The sequence below is a fragment of the Streptomyces sp. 3N207 genome, from assembly GCF_052246355.1.
Taxonomy (GTDB): domain Bacteria; phylum Actinomycetota; class Actinomycetes; order Streptomycetales; family Streptomycetaceae; genus Streptomyces.
In genome coordinates this window covers 1-14168 of record NZ_JBQQBV010000002.1, presented here as the reverse complement: position 1 = coordinate 14168, position 14168 = coordinate 1, and the positions used below count along the sequence as shown (strand labels likewise).

Here is a 14168-nt window from a genome sequence, read left to right as displayed (position 1 = left end):
GTGCCACCAGCGGCGGGGGCCGGGACAGTCACCCGCGTCGGGTCTGCGGGACGTGGATCGCTCAGGAGCCGGGGTTGGCCGGCTGGTGCGTGTCTCCTCGCCACGAGGCCGCGGGGGCGCGGGCCACGCGGAAGCCGAGGTTTCCCGTGGTGCTGTCCGGGGTGTTGGCGGTGCGTGCGGCGACGCGGTAGCGGTTGCAGTAGGAGTCGTGGCACAGATACGAGCCGCCACGCATCGCCCGCAATCCCGGCTCCTTGGGGTGCCATGTGTCTGCCGTCCATTCCCACACGTTGCCTGAGACGTTGAAGAGCCCGAAGCCGTTGGGTGGGTAGGTGTGCACCGGAGCGGTGCCGGTGTAGCCGTCCTCGGCGGTGTTCTTGGCGGGGAAGGTGCCCTGCCAGATGTTGCAGCGGTGCGCTCCGCCGGGGGTGAGATCGTCGCCCCACGGGTAACGGGCCTGGTCGAGCCCGCCGCGGGCCGCGTACTCCCATTCCGCCTCGGTCGGCAGGCGTCCGCCGTCCCAGGCGCAGAAGGCACGGGCGTCCGCCCAGCTGACGTGGGTGACCGGGTGGTCCCAGCGTCCCTCCAGCCCGCTGCCGGGTCCCTCGGGCGCGTCCCAGCGGGCCCCCTCCACACCGCACCACCACGGGGTGGTCTCCGGGCGCGGTGAGATTTTGCGCAGCCGCCCGGGAAGGAACTTCGCGAAGACATAGCTCCAGCCGAAGCGTTCGGCGTCGGTGCGGTGACCGGTCGCCTCGGCGAAAGCCGCGAAGCGGGCGTTGGTCACCGCGTAGGCGTCCATGGCGAACGGGGCCATGGTGACCTCACGTACAGGTCCTTCCCCGTCGCCGGGGTTCGCGTCGCTGTCCTCGCTGCCCATCCGGAAGGTGCCGCCAGGCAGTTCGATCCGGGTCCGGTACGCGTCGGCCACGCCGTCCGGGGCATCGGCCGGCGCGTCGGGGGCGGTCGCCCGCGAAACCGGAACCGAAGCGGTGGCCGCCGCGGCTTCGGCCGGCCGGCGGGTGGGAGCGCAGCAGGAGCGGGCCACGGCGTCGGAGCCCGCCGGGCTCACGAGCGCTCCTCCCCCGCCCGCCCGGGCACGGGCACGTTGCCGGTGCCGGGCTCGCTCTCGAACGCCGAGAGGGTGGTGTCGTAGTCGGTCTCCACGTCGTACATCGGTGTCATCCAGTGGAAGAAATTGTCGCCCCGCTCGCGCAGCAAGTCGTAGAGCGTACGGGTCAGTTCAGCCCGCACGTCGCGCAGTTCGGGGTGGTCGTAGCGGTTGTGCAGCTCGTCGGGGTCGGTGTGCAGGTCGTACAGCTCGTTGCGCGACTCGGGGTTGACGACCAGCTTGTAGCGGCGGGTGCGCAGCATGCGCTGCGGGTACGGGAAGTGATGGCCGTGGAACTCCGCGAGATGATGCGGGGCCCACTCGGGCCGCCCACCGGCGACCAGCGGCAGCAGACTGCGGCTGTCCACGGCCGGCTTGGTGTCGCAGCCGGCGAGGTCGAGGATGGTGGCGGCGCAGTCGGTGAGGGAGACGAACTCGTCCCGCACCTGGCCGCGTGGCGCGCCGGGGACCTTCAGGAGCCCGGGTATGCGGTAGATGTCCTCGTACATCGCGGGGCCCTTGTCGTGCAGCCGGTGGGCGCCGGTGAACTCGCCGTGGTCGGCGGTGAAGAACACCGCGGTGTGCTCCTCCAGCCCCAGTTCGCGCACCGCGTCGAGGATCCGGCCGATCTGTTCGTCGATGAGGGTCACATAGCCCCAGTAGACGGCGATCAGTTTCCGGCTCTCCTCCAGCGGCATCGTGTCGAAGGCCCACAGCTTGCTGTAGTTGCTCTGCACCGGCGGCTTGGCGGCGAACGTCTCGCTCACCGAGGCGGGCAGCTCGACCAGAGCAGGGTCGTACATGTCGTAGTACGCGTCAGGGAGGATGTACGGCAGGTGCGGGCCGAAGAAGTGGGTGGCCAGGAAGAACGGCTTGTCCTCACCTGCTCCGTCCCCTGCTCCCCCCACCCCGTCCTCCGCCCAGCGGCGCATCATCTCGATGGTGCGGGTGGCGAGATAGTGCTCGAAGGTCGCCTCGACCGGCTGGTGCAGCCGCGCCGCGAGAAGGTTGCCGGGGCTGCCGTTGGGTGTGGTGCCGCGTACGGGGTCGGTGATGCGGTACGGCGGCAGGCCGTTCTCCGCGAGATAGGCAAGGTAGTCGGGGTGATCCACGGGGTTGTGCCAGCCCGCCAGGTCCGGGCCCTCGAAACCGTAGTCGGCAGCCGTACGCCGCACACCTCCGTGCCACTTGCCCAGCAGCCCCAGCCGGTAGCCCTCGGAGCGCAGTTGTCCGGCGAAGGTGAACTGGTCGTCGGCGAGGTCTTCCAGATAGCCGACGTTGCGTTCGTAGTTGGCCAGCAGCTTGTGCCGGAACGGGGCGGCGCCGGTGAGCAGGCTGGCACGGGCGGGGGTGCAGATGGCGGTGGGGGTGTAGCAGCTGTCGAACCGGGTGCCTTCGGCCGCGAGCCGGTCCAGGTTCGGGGTGCGGACATGAGGGTTGCCGTAGGTGCCGAGGGTGTCCACCCGGTGCTGGTCGGTCATGAGGAAGAGCATGTTGGGGCGCACGGTGACCCTTTCGGTTCGGTCGGCCTGGGGTCAGCGGGAGCGACCGGCGCAGGCAGCGTCGCGGGTGACTGGCGTCCTGCCCGCCCGGCCGGCCGCGGCCGAGGAGACACGTCCGCGGCGGAGTCCGTCGTCGCTGCCGCGACATGGGGCGATCTTGGCCAGTGTCATGCGAGGCATGGTCCGGCTCGCTTCAGATTTATGTCAATAGTGCGAACATAAACCCGTCGGCAACCACCGCCCACCGCCCACCGGGCTTCCCCTCCGGAGCCGGATCCGCCCGCGCTGCGCCGCCGTCAACAGCGACCCAGAGCGCCATCGCAGCAGTTCAGGGGCGTCTTCGCGACGCCTACGGAACACCTGGGGCGCAACGACAGGGGCACGGTGATGACCACGGAACCCGTCGGCACATCCGCAAATGTTTTTCTTCCGACTCATTGACGAAAAACAGCGGCGCTCTCCATGCTGGGCTTCATGCAGTCACCCGACGGTCCGCTGACGCGGCTGCGCAAGAGTCACGAGCAGTCCGTCCTGGGCCTGCTCCGCAAGCACGGTCCGCTCAGCCGAGCTGAGCTGGGATCGCACAGTGGTCTGTCGCGCACCACGCTGTACGACATCGTCGCGGGCCTGGTGGAGGGCGGCGCCGTGGTCGCCTCCACCCCGCCGGTGGAGGTGCGCAGGCGCGGCCGACCGGTCGAGAAGCTCAGCCTCAATCCGAATGCGGGGGAGGCGATCGGCATCGACTTCGCGCGCCGCGCCGTGCATGTCTCGGCGGTCAACGTCGCGCACGAGATGATCGGTTCGGCCAGTGAGGCACACGCATCCGACCTCACCTGGGTGCAGCGGGTCGACATCGCCGAACGCCTCCTCGGTTCGCTCGGCAGGTCTTCCCAGGACGACGCGTCCGTCGGCCGACCCCCGCGGCGCGGCACGCTCGGGCTCGACTCGCTCAGCGCGATCGGGGTCGGCGTGGTCGGACCGATCAACGATCCCGGCAGCGCGGACGCGCACGCGCTCAGTATCGACGGCCTGCCCGGGCTGCTCCGCGAGCGGTTCGGCGTCCCGGTGCTGCTCGACAACAACACCAGACTTGCGGCCCTGGCCGAGGCCGTGTGGGGCGCCGCAGCCGACGCCGGGGACGTGCTGTATCTGCGGCTGTCCCACGGCGTGGGCGGCGGTCTGGTGGTCGGCGGCTCGCTGCACCGCGGGATGTACGGCATGTCGGGCGAGTTCGGGCACATCACCGTCGACCCCGACGGCGCACCGTGCGAATGCGGCGGCACCGGCTGTCTGGAGACCGTCGCCTCGATCGAGGCCGTCCTGCAACGCTACCGCTCAGCCGGTGGTCGGGCCGAGGACATCTCCGCGTTCCTGACCGCCGCCGCGTCCGGCGACCCTGCCGCGCGGACGGTGCTGGAACGGGTCGGCACCGATGTCGGCACCGTACTGGCCGCCGTGTGCAACGCGGTCGGCCCCGGCGTCATCGTCATCGGCGGTGAACTCGCCGAGGCCGGGGCAGCGTTGACCGAGCCCCTCGAAGGGGCCCTGGGTGCCCACGTGATGCCCATGGCCCGGCACCGGGTGCGCGTACGGCACGCGACCCTCGGCGAAGCCGGCAGCGCATTGGGCGGCATCGCCCTCGTCCTTCACGAATCTCCCCTGCTCTCCCGCTATCCGCAGCCCGTCACCGAGGAACTGGCGTGAATCCAGTGAGGCACCCATGGCCGTGATCGTCCCCCCCGAGAAGACCGCCGAGCCGCAGGCCCCTCAACGGGCGGCGCGCCGCTCCCGACAATGGCCGCTCGCCCTCAACGCCCTCGCGCTGGTGGCCGGTGTCCTCGTCTGGGCGGTCGTGGCCGCGCTCGGCCTGGTCGAGAACCTGCCGACGCCACTCGCCGTTGCGCAGAAGGCCGGCGACATGGTCGCCGACGGCACCCTGACCACCGACACGCTCGCCAGCCTGCGCCGGGTCTTCCTCGGCTATGCCCTCGGCGTGGTCGTGGCCGTACCCGTGGGCTTCCTCATGGGCTGGTACCCCATGGTGCGCGCCCTGGTCGAGCCCTACATCCAGTTCTTCCGCACCATCCCACCGCTCGCACTCATCCCGCTCACGGTCGTGCTGCTCGGCATCGGCGAGGTGCCGAAGATCGCGGTGATCTACCTCGCCTCCTTCATGGCCTGCGTCGTCTCCTCCTTCCAGGGCGTCGTCGATGTGGACCGCACCCTTATCAACGCCGCCCGGGTGCTGGGCGCTTCGGACCGCGTCATCTTCGCCAAGGTGGTCGTCCCTGCCTCCACGCCGTTCATCCTCGTCGGCATGCGCATCGGGCTCGGCGCCTCCTGGGCCACGGTGGTCGCGGCCGAACTCATCGGCGCCCAGGAAGGACTGGGCTATCGGATGCAGAAGGCGTCCACCTGGTTCGAGATGGACACGATCTTCGTGTCCCTGATCACCATCGGCGTGCTCGGCCTGCTCATGGACCGGCTGCTGCTGCTCGCCGAACGACGGCTCACCGGCTGGCAGGAGCGACGATGAACAGCAAGATCAGTTTTCAGGACGTGGTGAAGACATTCCCGCTGAAGGGGGCCGAGTTCACTGCCTTGGACGGGGTGTCCCTGGAGGTCGCCGACCAGGAGTTCGTCACCGTCGTCGGCCCCTCAGGCTGCGGCAAGAGCACCCTGATGAGCATGGCCGCCGGACTCCAGGACCCCAGCTCGGGCCAAGTGCTCGTGGACGGCAGGCCGGTGACAGGACCCGGGCCCGACCGAGGTGTGATCTTTCAGCAGTACGCACTCTTCCCGTGGCTGACCGTGCGGCAGAACGTGGAGTTCGGCCTCAAACTCGCCGCTGTCCCCGCCGAGGAGCGACACCGCCGGGCGGGCCAGGCCATCGGCCTGGTGGGGCTGGACGACTTCGCGGACGCGCTGCCCAAGACGCTGTCGGGGGGTATGAAACAGCGCTGCGCCATCGCCCGTGCCTACGCGGTGGATCCGCAAGTCCTGCTCATGGACGAGCCGTTCGGCGCGCTGGACGCCCTCACCCGGGTGCAGTTGCAGGATCAGCTGCTGGCGACCTGGAGCCGTGAGAAGCGCACGGTGCTGTTCATCACCCATGACGTCGACGAGGCGGTCTATCTGGCCAGCCGCGTGGTGGTCATGGCCGCCAGGCCCGGCCGTATCCACCGCGTCGTCGACGTGGACCTGCCATACCCCCGTACGGAGGAGATCCGGCTGTCCGCGGAGTTCCGACAGATCCGCAACACGGTGTGGACCTCTGTCTACCACCAGGAGCACGCCACCTCCGCTGCCGCGTAGCGGCCCGTTCCGTACGGCCCGTTCCGTACGGCCCGTCACCCCTGCGGTCCGGCCGAGCCCTGCCCCCACAAACTGCCCCTCCCCGGATAGGACACCTCCGCCATGCCCAGAAGCACCATCCGCCGCACCCTGTCAGCACTCTTCTCCGTCACGGTCCTCCCCCTCGCCATGAACGCGTGCTCCACCAGCGCTTCCCAGGACGACAACACGGTCAACTTCGGCTACATAGACGACTACAACGGGGCCAGCCTGCTGGCCATCGCCAAGCAGCAGGGGCTGTGGAAGAAACAGGGCCTCACCGCGAAGGCGAAGGTGTTCAACAACGGACCGGTGCAGATCCAGGCGCTGGGCTCCGGCGACCTCGACTACGGCTACATCGGCCCTGGCGCGATGTGGTTGCCCGCCTCCGGCAAGGCGAAGGTCATCTCGGTCAACACCTTCACCTACGCCGACCGCGTCATCGCCCAGCCCGGCATCACGTCGATGAAGGACCTCAAGGGCAAGCGGGTCGGCGTGCCCGAGGGCACCTCCGGCGACATGATCCTCAACATGGCGCTGGAGAAGGCCGGGATGACCACGAAGGACATCCAGAAGGTCGCCATGGACCCGTCCACCGTCGTGTCCTCCTTCACCTCCGGAAAGATCGACGGCGCCGGCATCTTCTACCCCGCCATCGACACCATCAAAAAGAAGGTCCCGAAGATGGAGGAGGTGGCAAGCACAAAGGACACCGGGGACACCTTCCCCACCGCATTCGTCGCCGGGAACAAGGTGCCGGAGAAGAAGAACACCAAGGTGATCAAGGTGTTGCAGCAGGCCAACGACTGGCGCAAGAAGCACCCCGAGGAGTCCATCGCCCTCACGGCCAAGATGCTGCACGTCACCAAGGCACAGGCGAAGGCCGACGCCTCGCACGTCGAGACCCTCTCCACCGGCGAGCTGGCGGCGCAGACCAAAAGCGGCGAGATGGACCGCTCGCTGAAGAAGCTCGGGGACTTCTTCGTCCGCAACAAGCAACTGGAGGAGAATCCCGACCCGTCCGACTACTACACCGGCGACCTCTACCAGAAGGTGCACGCCGGATAGTCCGCCCGGTCGAACTCCGGCACACCATGGTGCTGCTCACGATGGAGGCGGAGGGCGGTGGCGACTTCGCAACGGGAACTGGCCGGGTCCAACGGCGAACGCGACCACGTGCACCCTGCTCGTGCGCTACCCGCCGAAGGTCGCCCCCTCCCGGCTCGTCGGCTCCCTCAAGGGTGTCTCCGCCAACAGGCTCCGCCAAGAGACCCCGACCACATCCGCGAGTACCTGTGGGGTGACCACTTCGGGTCGCCGTCCTACTTCGCCGCTTCCTGCGAGGGCGCACCGCTGCGCTTTTGCCAGTCGGGACGCTTCTGGCTCTCGATGTACGCCTTGCTGCAGATCTCTGCACAAGTGCAAGTCAGAGCGGTCCCGAAAAGCTGCTCCTCCCGAGCGTGAACGCCCGGAGGCCCGTGCTGGATCCGGCTGATTCAAGCACTGGATCGGCCGATGAGATGCTGCGCAAGCCGACGACATTCGATGGACGAGGCCATCGATGCGGAGACCGTCAAGGCATCGTCGTGACATCCGTGGGGCGAGACGACAGCCCAGGACTGTGACACGGGCACGACCAGGCGTACTCGCGGCTCGTGATGCCGGAGTGGATCGGAGACATGATCGCGGGCGGTCGATCCGACCGCCCCTGTCGGTGCGTCCCCAGAAGCATGTCACCGCGCGGCGCCGAGGCGCCGCGCGGTCACCGTTGCTTTCAGTACAATTCCGTGACGATCCACTGGCCGCCCTCGTCAACTTCCTTGCACGTGAAACCTGAAGCCCCCGTGGCCAACATCAGGGTTTTGCCCCACCTGATGCACCCCTCCGCAGTTTCAAACTTCGGGACCGGGTTCTTCTTTGCCTTCTCTGCTGCCGTTACCGTCCTTGCCTCCTTGGCCTCTACAGCTCCTGCCGAAACCGCGGTCGTACCGGTGAAGGCCGCAATACCGGCCAGGACAACAACTGCCTTCGCAAGCTTCCTTCGCATTTTTCTCCTCAGTTCGTCTATGTGCAGGCCGCGTTGACTACTTCCTCACGCGCGGCGCCGGGCGACCAACCCCTCTGTCCTGCCGGTAGATGACCCGGGAGGCCAATAAGTTCACCGAAGATATGTGACGCGCACCATAGCGATCACAGGGGGGCGCGCATGCCTCGCCCGTGCGCACCCGCCTACCACTTCCGAAACACGCCCTGGCTGGGCGAGGCCGGTCTCGCCGCGATCGCCGACCTCGGCTTCGTCGGCCTGCACAACAATCCCGGCAAGCACAGGCACGACCTCAACCAATCACGCACGAAGAGCCGGTTACGCGTCACGGTCTCAGGCCTCCCGGTCGCGCAGTGCCGCGCGGGCGGGGAGGGTTACGGCGAGGAGGCCGAGGGAGACCGCACTTGCGACGAATGTGGCGTACAGCAGCGGGGGTATGTGTGGAGACTCGCCCGTCAGGCCGCGCATCATCGGGGTCAGCGTGATCATGGCGATGGTTGTGCCCAGGGCCACGCCCGCTGCCGATACCAGCAGGCTCTCCCAGCGGAGCATGCGCAGCACCTGGCGGCGGGTGGAGCCGACGAGGCGGAGCGTGGCCAGTTCGCGGCGGCGGTCCAGGACCGTCATCACCAGGGTGTTGACGGCGGCGACGGCGGCGAACCCGCCCAGGACGCCCGCCATCACGTAGTTGGCCCAGGCACCGACTTCGCGGTCCGTGTTCTGCTCGACGGCGTAGCCCGAGGCGTCGGTGACCTTGCCGAGTGCGGCCAGGGACCCCGCCTCTCCGCCGCGTACCAGCAGCGTGCTGTCGAAGCCCGACGTGACGTGGTCGGCCAGGGACGCGCGGTTCATGGTCACCGCCGCCAGGCCCAGGCCGCGGCCGTAGACCGCGACGACTTCCGGGCGGGCCTTCGTACCGTCGGGGAGGTAGAGCGCCAGCTTGTCACCGACCTTGACCTTCGCCCCGGTGGCGAGGGTTTTGTCGATGGCGATGCGGCCCGCTCCCACGCGGTCCAGGCTGCCGTCGCGTACGTCCAGGTCCTGCACCTTGGCGAGCTGGGCGCCGGAACCCGAGATGCCCTGGGTCGCCGACCCCGCCAACGACGTCTCGCCGCCGGATTCGACGGGCACCAGCACCTGTGTGTCGAGCAGGCTCACGGCCGCCTCGACGCCGGGAGCGCGGGCGGCCCGGGCGGCGGCGCCGGTGGGCAGGCCCGCCGGGTTGGTGACGACGTGGTCCGCCGTGATGCCGTCGCGAAGCTGTTCCGCGGCGACCTTGCTCTCGCTCGTGTGCATGAAGACGAGCGTCGAGGCGAAGGCCATCGCCAGCACGATCGGAGTGATCGCGGAGGCCAGTCGGCGCGCGTTGGTACGGGAGTTGGCGGCGGCCAGCGCCGCCGCGGCGCCGCCGCGCAGCAGCAGGCCGAAGAGCGCCGCGCACAGCCGGGCCAGCAGCGGGCCGAGCAGGCCGACCGCGAGCATGAAGAGCATGATGACGCCGAGGGAGGCGTTGGCCGCGTTGTCACCGGCGGCGGAGGCGGCGACGCCGGCGAGAACCGAGCCACCGCCGAGGGCGGCAAGCCCGAGGACGGCACGGATGATGCCCGGCCGCAGCCGCTCCACCGAGGCTTCGGTGAGTGCCTGCCCCGGCTTGATCTTCGCGGGCCTGCGCCCGGCGATCAAGCCGGCGCCGAGCGCCGTGAGCAGCCCGATGCCGACGGCGGCGAGCAGCGGGAGCCCCGAGACGTGCAGATCGACCGCCTCCGGGATGGCCCCGCGGTCCTTGAGCTGTCCGAACCACCAGCTTGCGAGCCCGATCCCCGGCAGGCAGCCGAGCAGCCCTGCGAGCGGCGCGACCAGCAGCGCCTCGGCGGCGACCGCGCGGCGGATCTGCCGCGGGGTGGCGCCGACGGCGCGCAGCAGCGCGAACTCGCGGGTGCGCTGGCCGACGGAGAGGGCGACCGTGCCGGCCGCGGTGAAGACGGCGACCAGGGTGGCGACCCCGCCGAAGGGGCCGCCGAGTCCGGTGAGCGTCTCCTTGGCGTACGCCAGGCCCCGGTCCTCGACTTCGCCGCGGCCGTCGCCGGTGTGCACCTGCGCGCCGGAGCCGGCGAGGGACTTCTCGACGGCGGCGGCGAGGGCTGCTTCGTCGTCGGGGGAGGCGCCGTCCTCGGCCAGTACGACGACGGCGTCGGCCTTGCCGGGGTGCCCGGCCAGCGCGGCTGCCTCGGCGTCGGCGAACCAGGCCGTGGCCTTGCCGCCGGCCGCTGTGCCCGCCGTCGCGGTGTCACCCGCCCCGGCCTTGGCCAGCCCGGACACCCGGAAGTCGGCGCGGCCGGTGGCCGTTTCGAGCGCGACGGTGTCGCCGACGCCGACCTTCGCAGTACGGGCCGCGGCGGCGTCGAGCACGACCTCGCCCGTACGCGGCGCGGCGCCCGCGGACAGCGCGGTGCCGGTGAAGGCGTGTGAGCCCCAGCCATGGCCGGTGAGCGCGCCCGACGAGGAGGCGCCCTGCCGTACCGGGAAGGTGAAGTCCGGCACCGCGGCCTCGGCGCCCGGCACCCGGGCGGCCTTCGCCGCGAGCCCCGCGTCCACGCGGGGGGTGTCCGGCAGCGGATACGCGGTTTCGTCCGGGCCGTCGATGGTATCGGCGACGAGTCGCGCGGACTGGTCGGCCGCCGCGACGACCGGCGCCTTCGCGTACCGCTCCGCCGGAACCGAAGCGCGCAGACCGGTCTCCAGCAGGATGCCGCAGGCCGCGACGATCAGTGCCGACATCATCAGCGCGACGAACGTGCCCGCGAACGACGCGGGCTTGAAGCGTACGGCCGCGCGAGCGAGGCCGTTCGGGGCGAAGCTCCTCATGCCGCGGCTCCTGCCATCGCGCCCGTACGGGAGGTGAGCGTCACCATCCGCGCTGCGATCTGCTGCGCCGAACCGCGCTCCAGACTGCCGGCGAAGGTGCCGTCCGCGAGGAACAGCACGCGGTCGGCCCAGGCAGCCGCGGCCGGGTCATGGGTGACCATGACGACGGTGGCGGCGAGGTGGTCCACCGAGTGCCGGAGCAGGCCGAGGACCTCGGCGGCGGTGCTGGTGTCGAGGGCGCCGGTGGGCTCGTCGGCGAAGATCACGTCAGGGCTGGTGACCAGGGCGCGGGCGACGGCCACGCGCTGCTGCTGGCCGCCGGAGAGCTCGCCGGGCCGGCGCCGGGCCTTGTCGGCGAGTCCGACCTGCGCGAGCACCGCGGCCGCCCGGTGGCGGTCATGGCGCTGCCCGGCGAGGCGCATCGGCAGCAGCACGTTCTGCTCCACGGTCAGCGACGGCAGCAGGTTGAACGCCTGGAAGACGAAGCCGAGTCGGCTGCGACGGAGCTCGGTGAGGTCGTTCTCGCTCATACCGGTGATCTCCGTGCCGCCGAGGCACACGGATCCCGCCGACGGCCGGTCGAGCCCCGCGGCACACTGCAAGAAGGTGGACTTGCCGGAACCGGACGGGCCCATGACCGCCGTGAACGTGCCGCGCGGGAGGGCGAGGTCGACGCCCGCGAGGGCGTGCACGGTGCCCGCGCCGCGGCCGTACTGCCGCCGGACACCGAGCAGTTCGACGGCGAGCCCTGGTGTGGTGGCCGGGACCTCCGGTTGGTCGTCCGTCTTCTGGCGCTTGCCGCTGCGCAGCCTCATGTTCCGTCCTTTCGCGATCTTCTCTTGCCGATGAGGTGGAGTGTGGGGGGACGGCTGCGCGCGGGGGGTCATACCCGGGAGCCGATGTGGAGGTACTACCGCGGTACGGGGTGGAGGAGGGGCAGGGCCCTACCCTCCGCCGGGGGTGCCGGCCGGGGCCTGGGGGCGAAGCCCTGGGGAGGGAGCCGCTTTTTGCCGGGTGGGGGCCGGGGCCGCCCCCAGCTTCCGGGACCGTGGAGCGAGCCGCCCCCGACGGGACCGCGACTCACCCGACGCGGCTCAGCACCGTGCAAGCGCCACGGGCCGCAGGCCCCTCCGCCTCCGATGGCGACGTGCTCGGGTCCCGGGGCGCAGCCCCGGCGAGTGGTTGTCCTACTCGCCCGGGGCTACCAGCCCCGATTCGTACGCGAAGACCACCGCCTGGGCGCGGTCGCGCAGGTCGAGCTTGGTGAGAACGCGGCTCACGTGCGTCTTCACCGTCTGCTCGGCCAGCACCAGCGTCTCCGCGATCTCCGCGTTGGACCGGCCGCGGGCCATCAGGGTGAGGACCTCGGTTTCGCGTTCCGTCAGGGCCTTGAGCCGCAGCCCGGGCTTGCCTCGCGCTGCGGGACGTTGCCGGGCGAAGTCCGCGATGAGGCGGCGCGTCACGGAGGGAGCGAGCAGCGCGTCGCCCGAGGCCACGACGCGTACCGCCGCGATGAGGTCGGCCGGCGGCGCGTCCTTCAGCAGGAAGCCGCTCGCGCCGGCGCGCAGCGCCTCGTAGACGTAGTCGTCGACGTCGAATGTGGTGAGCATCAGGACGCGCGGCCGGTGCTCCCCCACCGCCTGAACGGCGTGGGTGGTGCTGCCCCCACCGCCCGGCGGGGGCGCGAGGAGGCGGCGCGCGGCATCGAGGCCGTCCATCTCGGGCATGCGGACATCCATCAGCACGACGTCGGGATGGGTGCGCCGGCTCAGCTCGACGCCCCGCACACCGTCGGGGGCCTCGCCCACCACGTCGATATCGCTCTGGGCGGCCAGCAGCGCGGCGAATCCGGCCCGCACCATGGCCTGGTCGTCGACGATGATGACCCGGATCGTCATGCTGCCCCTTCGCTGTCGTTCTCTGTCACCGGGAGCCGCGCCGCCACCCGGAAGCCGCCGCCCGGCAGCGGCCCGGTGTCCAGCTCGCCGCCCACCAGCCGCACCCGCTCGCGCATGCCGACGAGGCCGTGCCCGGTGCCGCCCTCCTCGAGCGGCTCGGCGGTCGGCTCGGGCGGCGGCCCGTTGACGACGAGGACGGTGAGCCGCGCGCTGTCCTGAGAAACGGACTCCGACACCGATACCTGCGTCGAAGCACCCGGCGCGTGCCGCACGACGTTCGCGAGGGCCTCCTGGACGATGCGGTACGCGGAGAGGCCCACCGCCTCGGGCACATCGGCGTCGCAGGAGGTGAACTCCACCGGCACGCCCGCCCTCACCGTCGCCTCCACCAGCTGCCCGATTCGCGTCAGGCCCGGCTGGGGCGCGAGCTCGCCGTGCGCCTCCTCGTTCCGCAGCACGCCGAGGAGCCGTCGCATCTCGCCGAGCGATTCGCGCGCGGTCGCCGCGATGGACGTGAACTCCTCCTGCTCGTGAGGCGGCAGCCCGTCGAGGCGGTACGCTGCGGTGTCCGCCTGCACCGTGATGACGGACATGTGGTGCGCCACCACGTCGTGCAACTCGCGTGCGATGCGGGCCCGTTCCTCCAACAGGGTCCGCCGACCGCGCTCGGCCTCGCTGATCGTCTCCTGCTCGGCCAGTCTGCGCTGCGCCTCGTACCGCTCGCGGAGCGCACCGACGAGCACGAGTGCGACCCCGCTGAGAATGGTGAGGAGTGTGCTGTTGCCGCTCATACCGTTGGGCACGACGAACTCCAGGCCGACGCCCGCGCCCGCCGTCGCCAGCCACACCAGCAGCAGCGTCCGGCGCGGCTCGCGCAGGCCGAGAGCGAGGCAGAGGCCGATGTACCCGACGATCTCCATGGGCGGGAACGGCCACACGAGCCGCTCTTCGAAGTCGACGGCGAGCAGGGCGAACGCCCCGGCCATGTCCGCGGCGAAGATCACGTACCAGGCCTGCAGCGGGCGTATGACGGCGAGCAGCAGCGGTGCCGTCTGCGTAACGGCCAGCGCGCTGGCGATGCCGCCGTTCAGGCCGTAGTCGACGCTGAGCACCTGGATGGTGGTGGGCAGCATGGCGACGCACAGCACGAACGCCACGCCCCACGGCAGCAGCCGCACCCACCGACGCGAAGCCCCCGCGAGCAGCGCACGCTCGGCCGCTGCCGGCGATTCGGGTGTCTCCATCGCTGTTGTCCCCGGGAAGCCGTTCGCCGTCCCGGAACTCACGCCGTGGGCATGAATTCGGGCAGGGTGAGGGCCGAGTGGGCCGGTCGTCCCTCCGTGGCGGGGGGCATGGTGCTGAGTTTGCGCAGCATGTCGTTGCGCTGTTCCAGGGCCCGGGCGGTGGTGGGGAAG

11 protein-coding genes and 2 pseudogenes are annotated in these 14168 nt (G+C 70.6%); 5 read left to right on the top strand and 8 right to left on the bottom strand.

The window, feature by feature from the left end; genetic code table 11:
- Positions 1–61: 61 nt before the first annotated feature.
- Together ACTWP9_RS03270 and ACTWP9_RS03265 are read right to left on the bottom strand one after the other, a co-directional pair.
- Positions 62–1072, bottom strand: a complete 1011-nt coding sequence (locus ACTWP9_RS03270; RefSeq protein ID WP_443244413.1) for a formylglycine-generating enzyme family protein — start codon at positions 1070–1072, stop codon at positions 62–64.
- Positions 1069–2604: a sulfatase-like hydrolase/transferase gene (locus ACTWP9_RS03265; RefSeq protein ID WP_443244824.1), complete on the bottom strand. Its 1536-nt coding sequence runs from the start codon at positions 2602–2604 to the stop codon at positions 1069–1071. Before ACTWP9_RS03265 ends, ACTWP9_RS03270 begins: the two co-directional genes overlap by 4 nt.
- Positions 2605–3075: 471 nt before the next feature.
- On the opposite strand from ACTWP9_RS03265, the gene ACTWP9_RS03260 reads away from it, so the two are divergent.
- From ACTWP9_RS03260 to tnpA, 5 genes and pseudogenes are all read left to right on the top strand, one after another.
- Positions 3076–4317, top strand: a complete 1242-nt coding sequence (locus ACTWP9_RS03260) for an ROK family protein (protein ID WP_443244412.1) — start codon at positions 3076–3078, stop codon at positions 4315–4317.
- A 16-nt stretch (positions 4318–4333) separates the two neighbouring features.
- Positions 4334–5149, top strand: coding sequence for an ABC transporter permease (locus tag ACTWP9_RS03255; protein ID WP_443244411.1), 816 nt, complete (start codon positions 4334–4336; stop codon positions 5147–5149).
- Complete coding sequence (locus ACTWP9_RS03250) at positions 5146–5928, top strand: ABC transporter ATP-binding protein (protein WP_443244410.1); 783 nt, start codon at positions 5146–5148, stop codon at positions 5926–5928. Before ACTWP9_RS03255 ends, ACTWP9_RS03250 begins: the two co-directional genes overlap by 4 nt.
- Positions 5929–6030: 102 nt before the next feature.
- Positions 6031–7014, top strand: coding sequence for an aliphatic sulfonate ABC transporter substrate-binding protein (locus ACTWP9_RS03245; RefSeq protein WP_443244409.1), 984 nt, complete (start codon positions 6031–6033; stop codon positions 7012–7014).
- 75 nt (positions 7015–7089) lie between these two features.
- A pseudogene (tnpA, locus tag ACTWP9_RS03240) lies at positions 7090–7302 on the top strand (IS200/IS605 family transposase); the annotation flags it as partial.
- Between the two features lie 418 nt (positions 7303–7720).
- Here the strand turns inward: tnpA and ACTWP9_RS03235 are convergent.
- The 6 genes and pseudogenes from ACTWP9_RS03235 to ACTWP9_RS03210 all read right to left on the bottom strand — a co-directional run.
- Positions 7721–7993, bottom strand: coding sequence for a hypothetical protein (locus ACTWP9_RS03235; protein WP_443244408.1), 273 nt, complete (start codon positions 7991–7993; stop codon positions 7721–7723).
- A gap of 330 nt (positions 7994–8323) precedes the next feature.
- Positions 8324–10855 (bottom strand): FtsX-like permease family protein, encoded by a 2532-nt coding sequence (locus ACTWP9_RS03230; RefSeq protein WP_443244407.1) that lies wholly within the window; start codon positions 10853–10855, stop codon positions 8324–8326.
- Positions 10852–11670: an ABC transporter ATP-binding protein gene (locus ACTWP9_RS03225; RefSeq protein ID WP_443244406.1), complete on the bottom strand. Its 819-nt coding sequence runs from the start codon at positions 11668–11670 to the stop codon at positions 10852–10854. The genes ACTWP9_RS03230 and ACTWP9_RS03225 overlap by 4 nt, the downstream gene beginning before the upstream one ends.
- A gap of 372 nt (positions 11671–12042) precedes the next feature.
- A complete protein-coding gene (locus tag ACTWP9_RS03220; RefSeq protein ID WP_443244405.1) occupies positions 12043–12753 on the bottom strand; it encodes a response regulator in 711 nt (236 codons plus the stop codon).
- On the bottom strand, positions 12750–13997 hold the full coding sequence (locus ACTWP9_RS03215; protein WP_443244404.1) for a sensor histidine kinase: 1248 nt from the start codon (positions 13995–13997) through the stop codon (positions 12750–12752). Before ACTWP9_RS03215 ends, ACTWP9_RS03220 begins: the two co-directional genes overlap by 4 nt.
- A 38-nt stretch (positions 13998–14035) precedes the next feature.
- Positions 14036–14168 (bottom strand): annotated as a pseudogene (locus ACTWP9_RS03210) (FAD-dependent oxidoreductase); the annotation flags it as partial.

Coding starts and splice junctions, on each gene's coding strand:
- ACTWP9_RS03265 (WP_443244824.1), bottom strand. CDS start 2,604: ATGCTCTTCCTCATGACCGACCAGCACCGGGTGGACACCCTCGGCACC.
- ACTWP9_RS03260 (WP_443244412.1), top strand. CDS start 3,076: ATGCTGGGCTTCATGCAGTCACCCGACGGTCCGCTGACGCGGCTGCGC.
- ACTWP9_RS03255 (WP_443244411.1), top strand. CDS start 4,334: ATGGCCGTGATCGTCCCCCCCGAGAAGACCGCCGAGCCGCAGGCCCCT.
- ACTWP9_RS03250 (WP_443244410.1), top strand. CDS start 5,146: ATGAACAGCAAGATCAGTTTTCAGGACGTGGTGAAGACATTCCCGCTG.
- ACTWP9_RS03245 (WP_443244409.1), top strand. CDS start 6,031: ATGCCCAGAAGCACCATCCGCCGCACCCTGTCAGCACTCTTCTCCGTC.
- ACTWP9_RS03235 (WP_443244408.1), bottom strand. CDS start 7,993: ATGCGAAGGAAGCTTGCGAAGGCAGTTGTTGTCCTGGCCGGTATTGCG.
- ACTWP9_RS03230 (WP_443244407.1), bottom strand. CDS start 10,855: ATGAGGAGCTTCGCCCCGAACGGCCTCGCTCGCGCGGCCGTACGCTTC.
- ACTWP9_RS03225 (WP_443244406.1), bottom strand. CDS start 11,670: ATGAGGCTGCGCAGCGGCAAGCGCCAGAAGACGGACGACCAACCGGAG.
- ACTWP9_RS03220 (WP_443244405.1), bottom strand. CDS start 12,753: ATGACGATCCGGGTCATCATCGTCGACGACCAGGCCATGGTGCGGGCC.
- ACTWP9_RS03215 (WP_443244404.1), bottom strand. CDS start 13,997: ATGGAGACACCCGAATCGCCGGCAGCGGCCGAGCGTGCGCTGCTCGCG.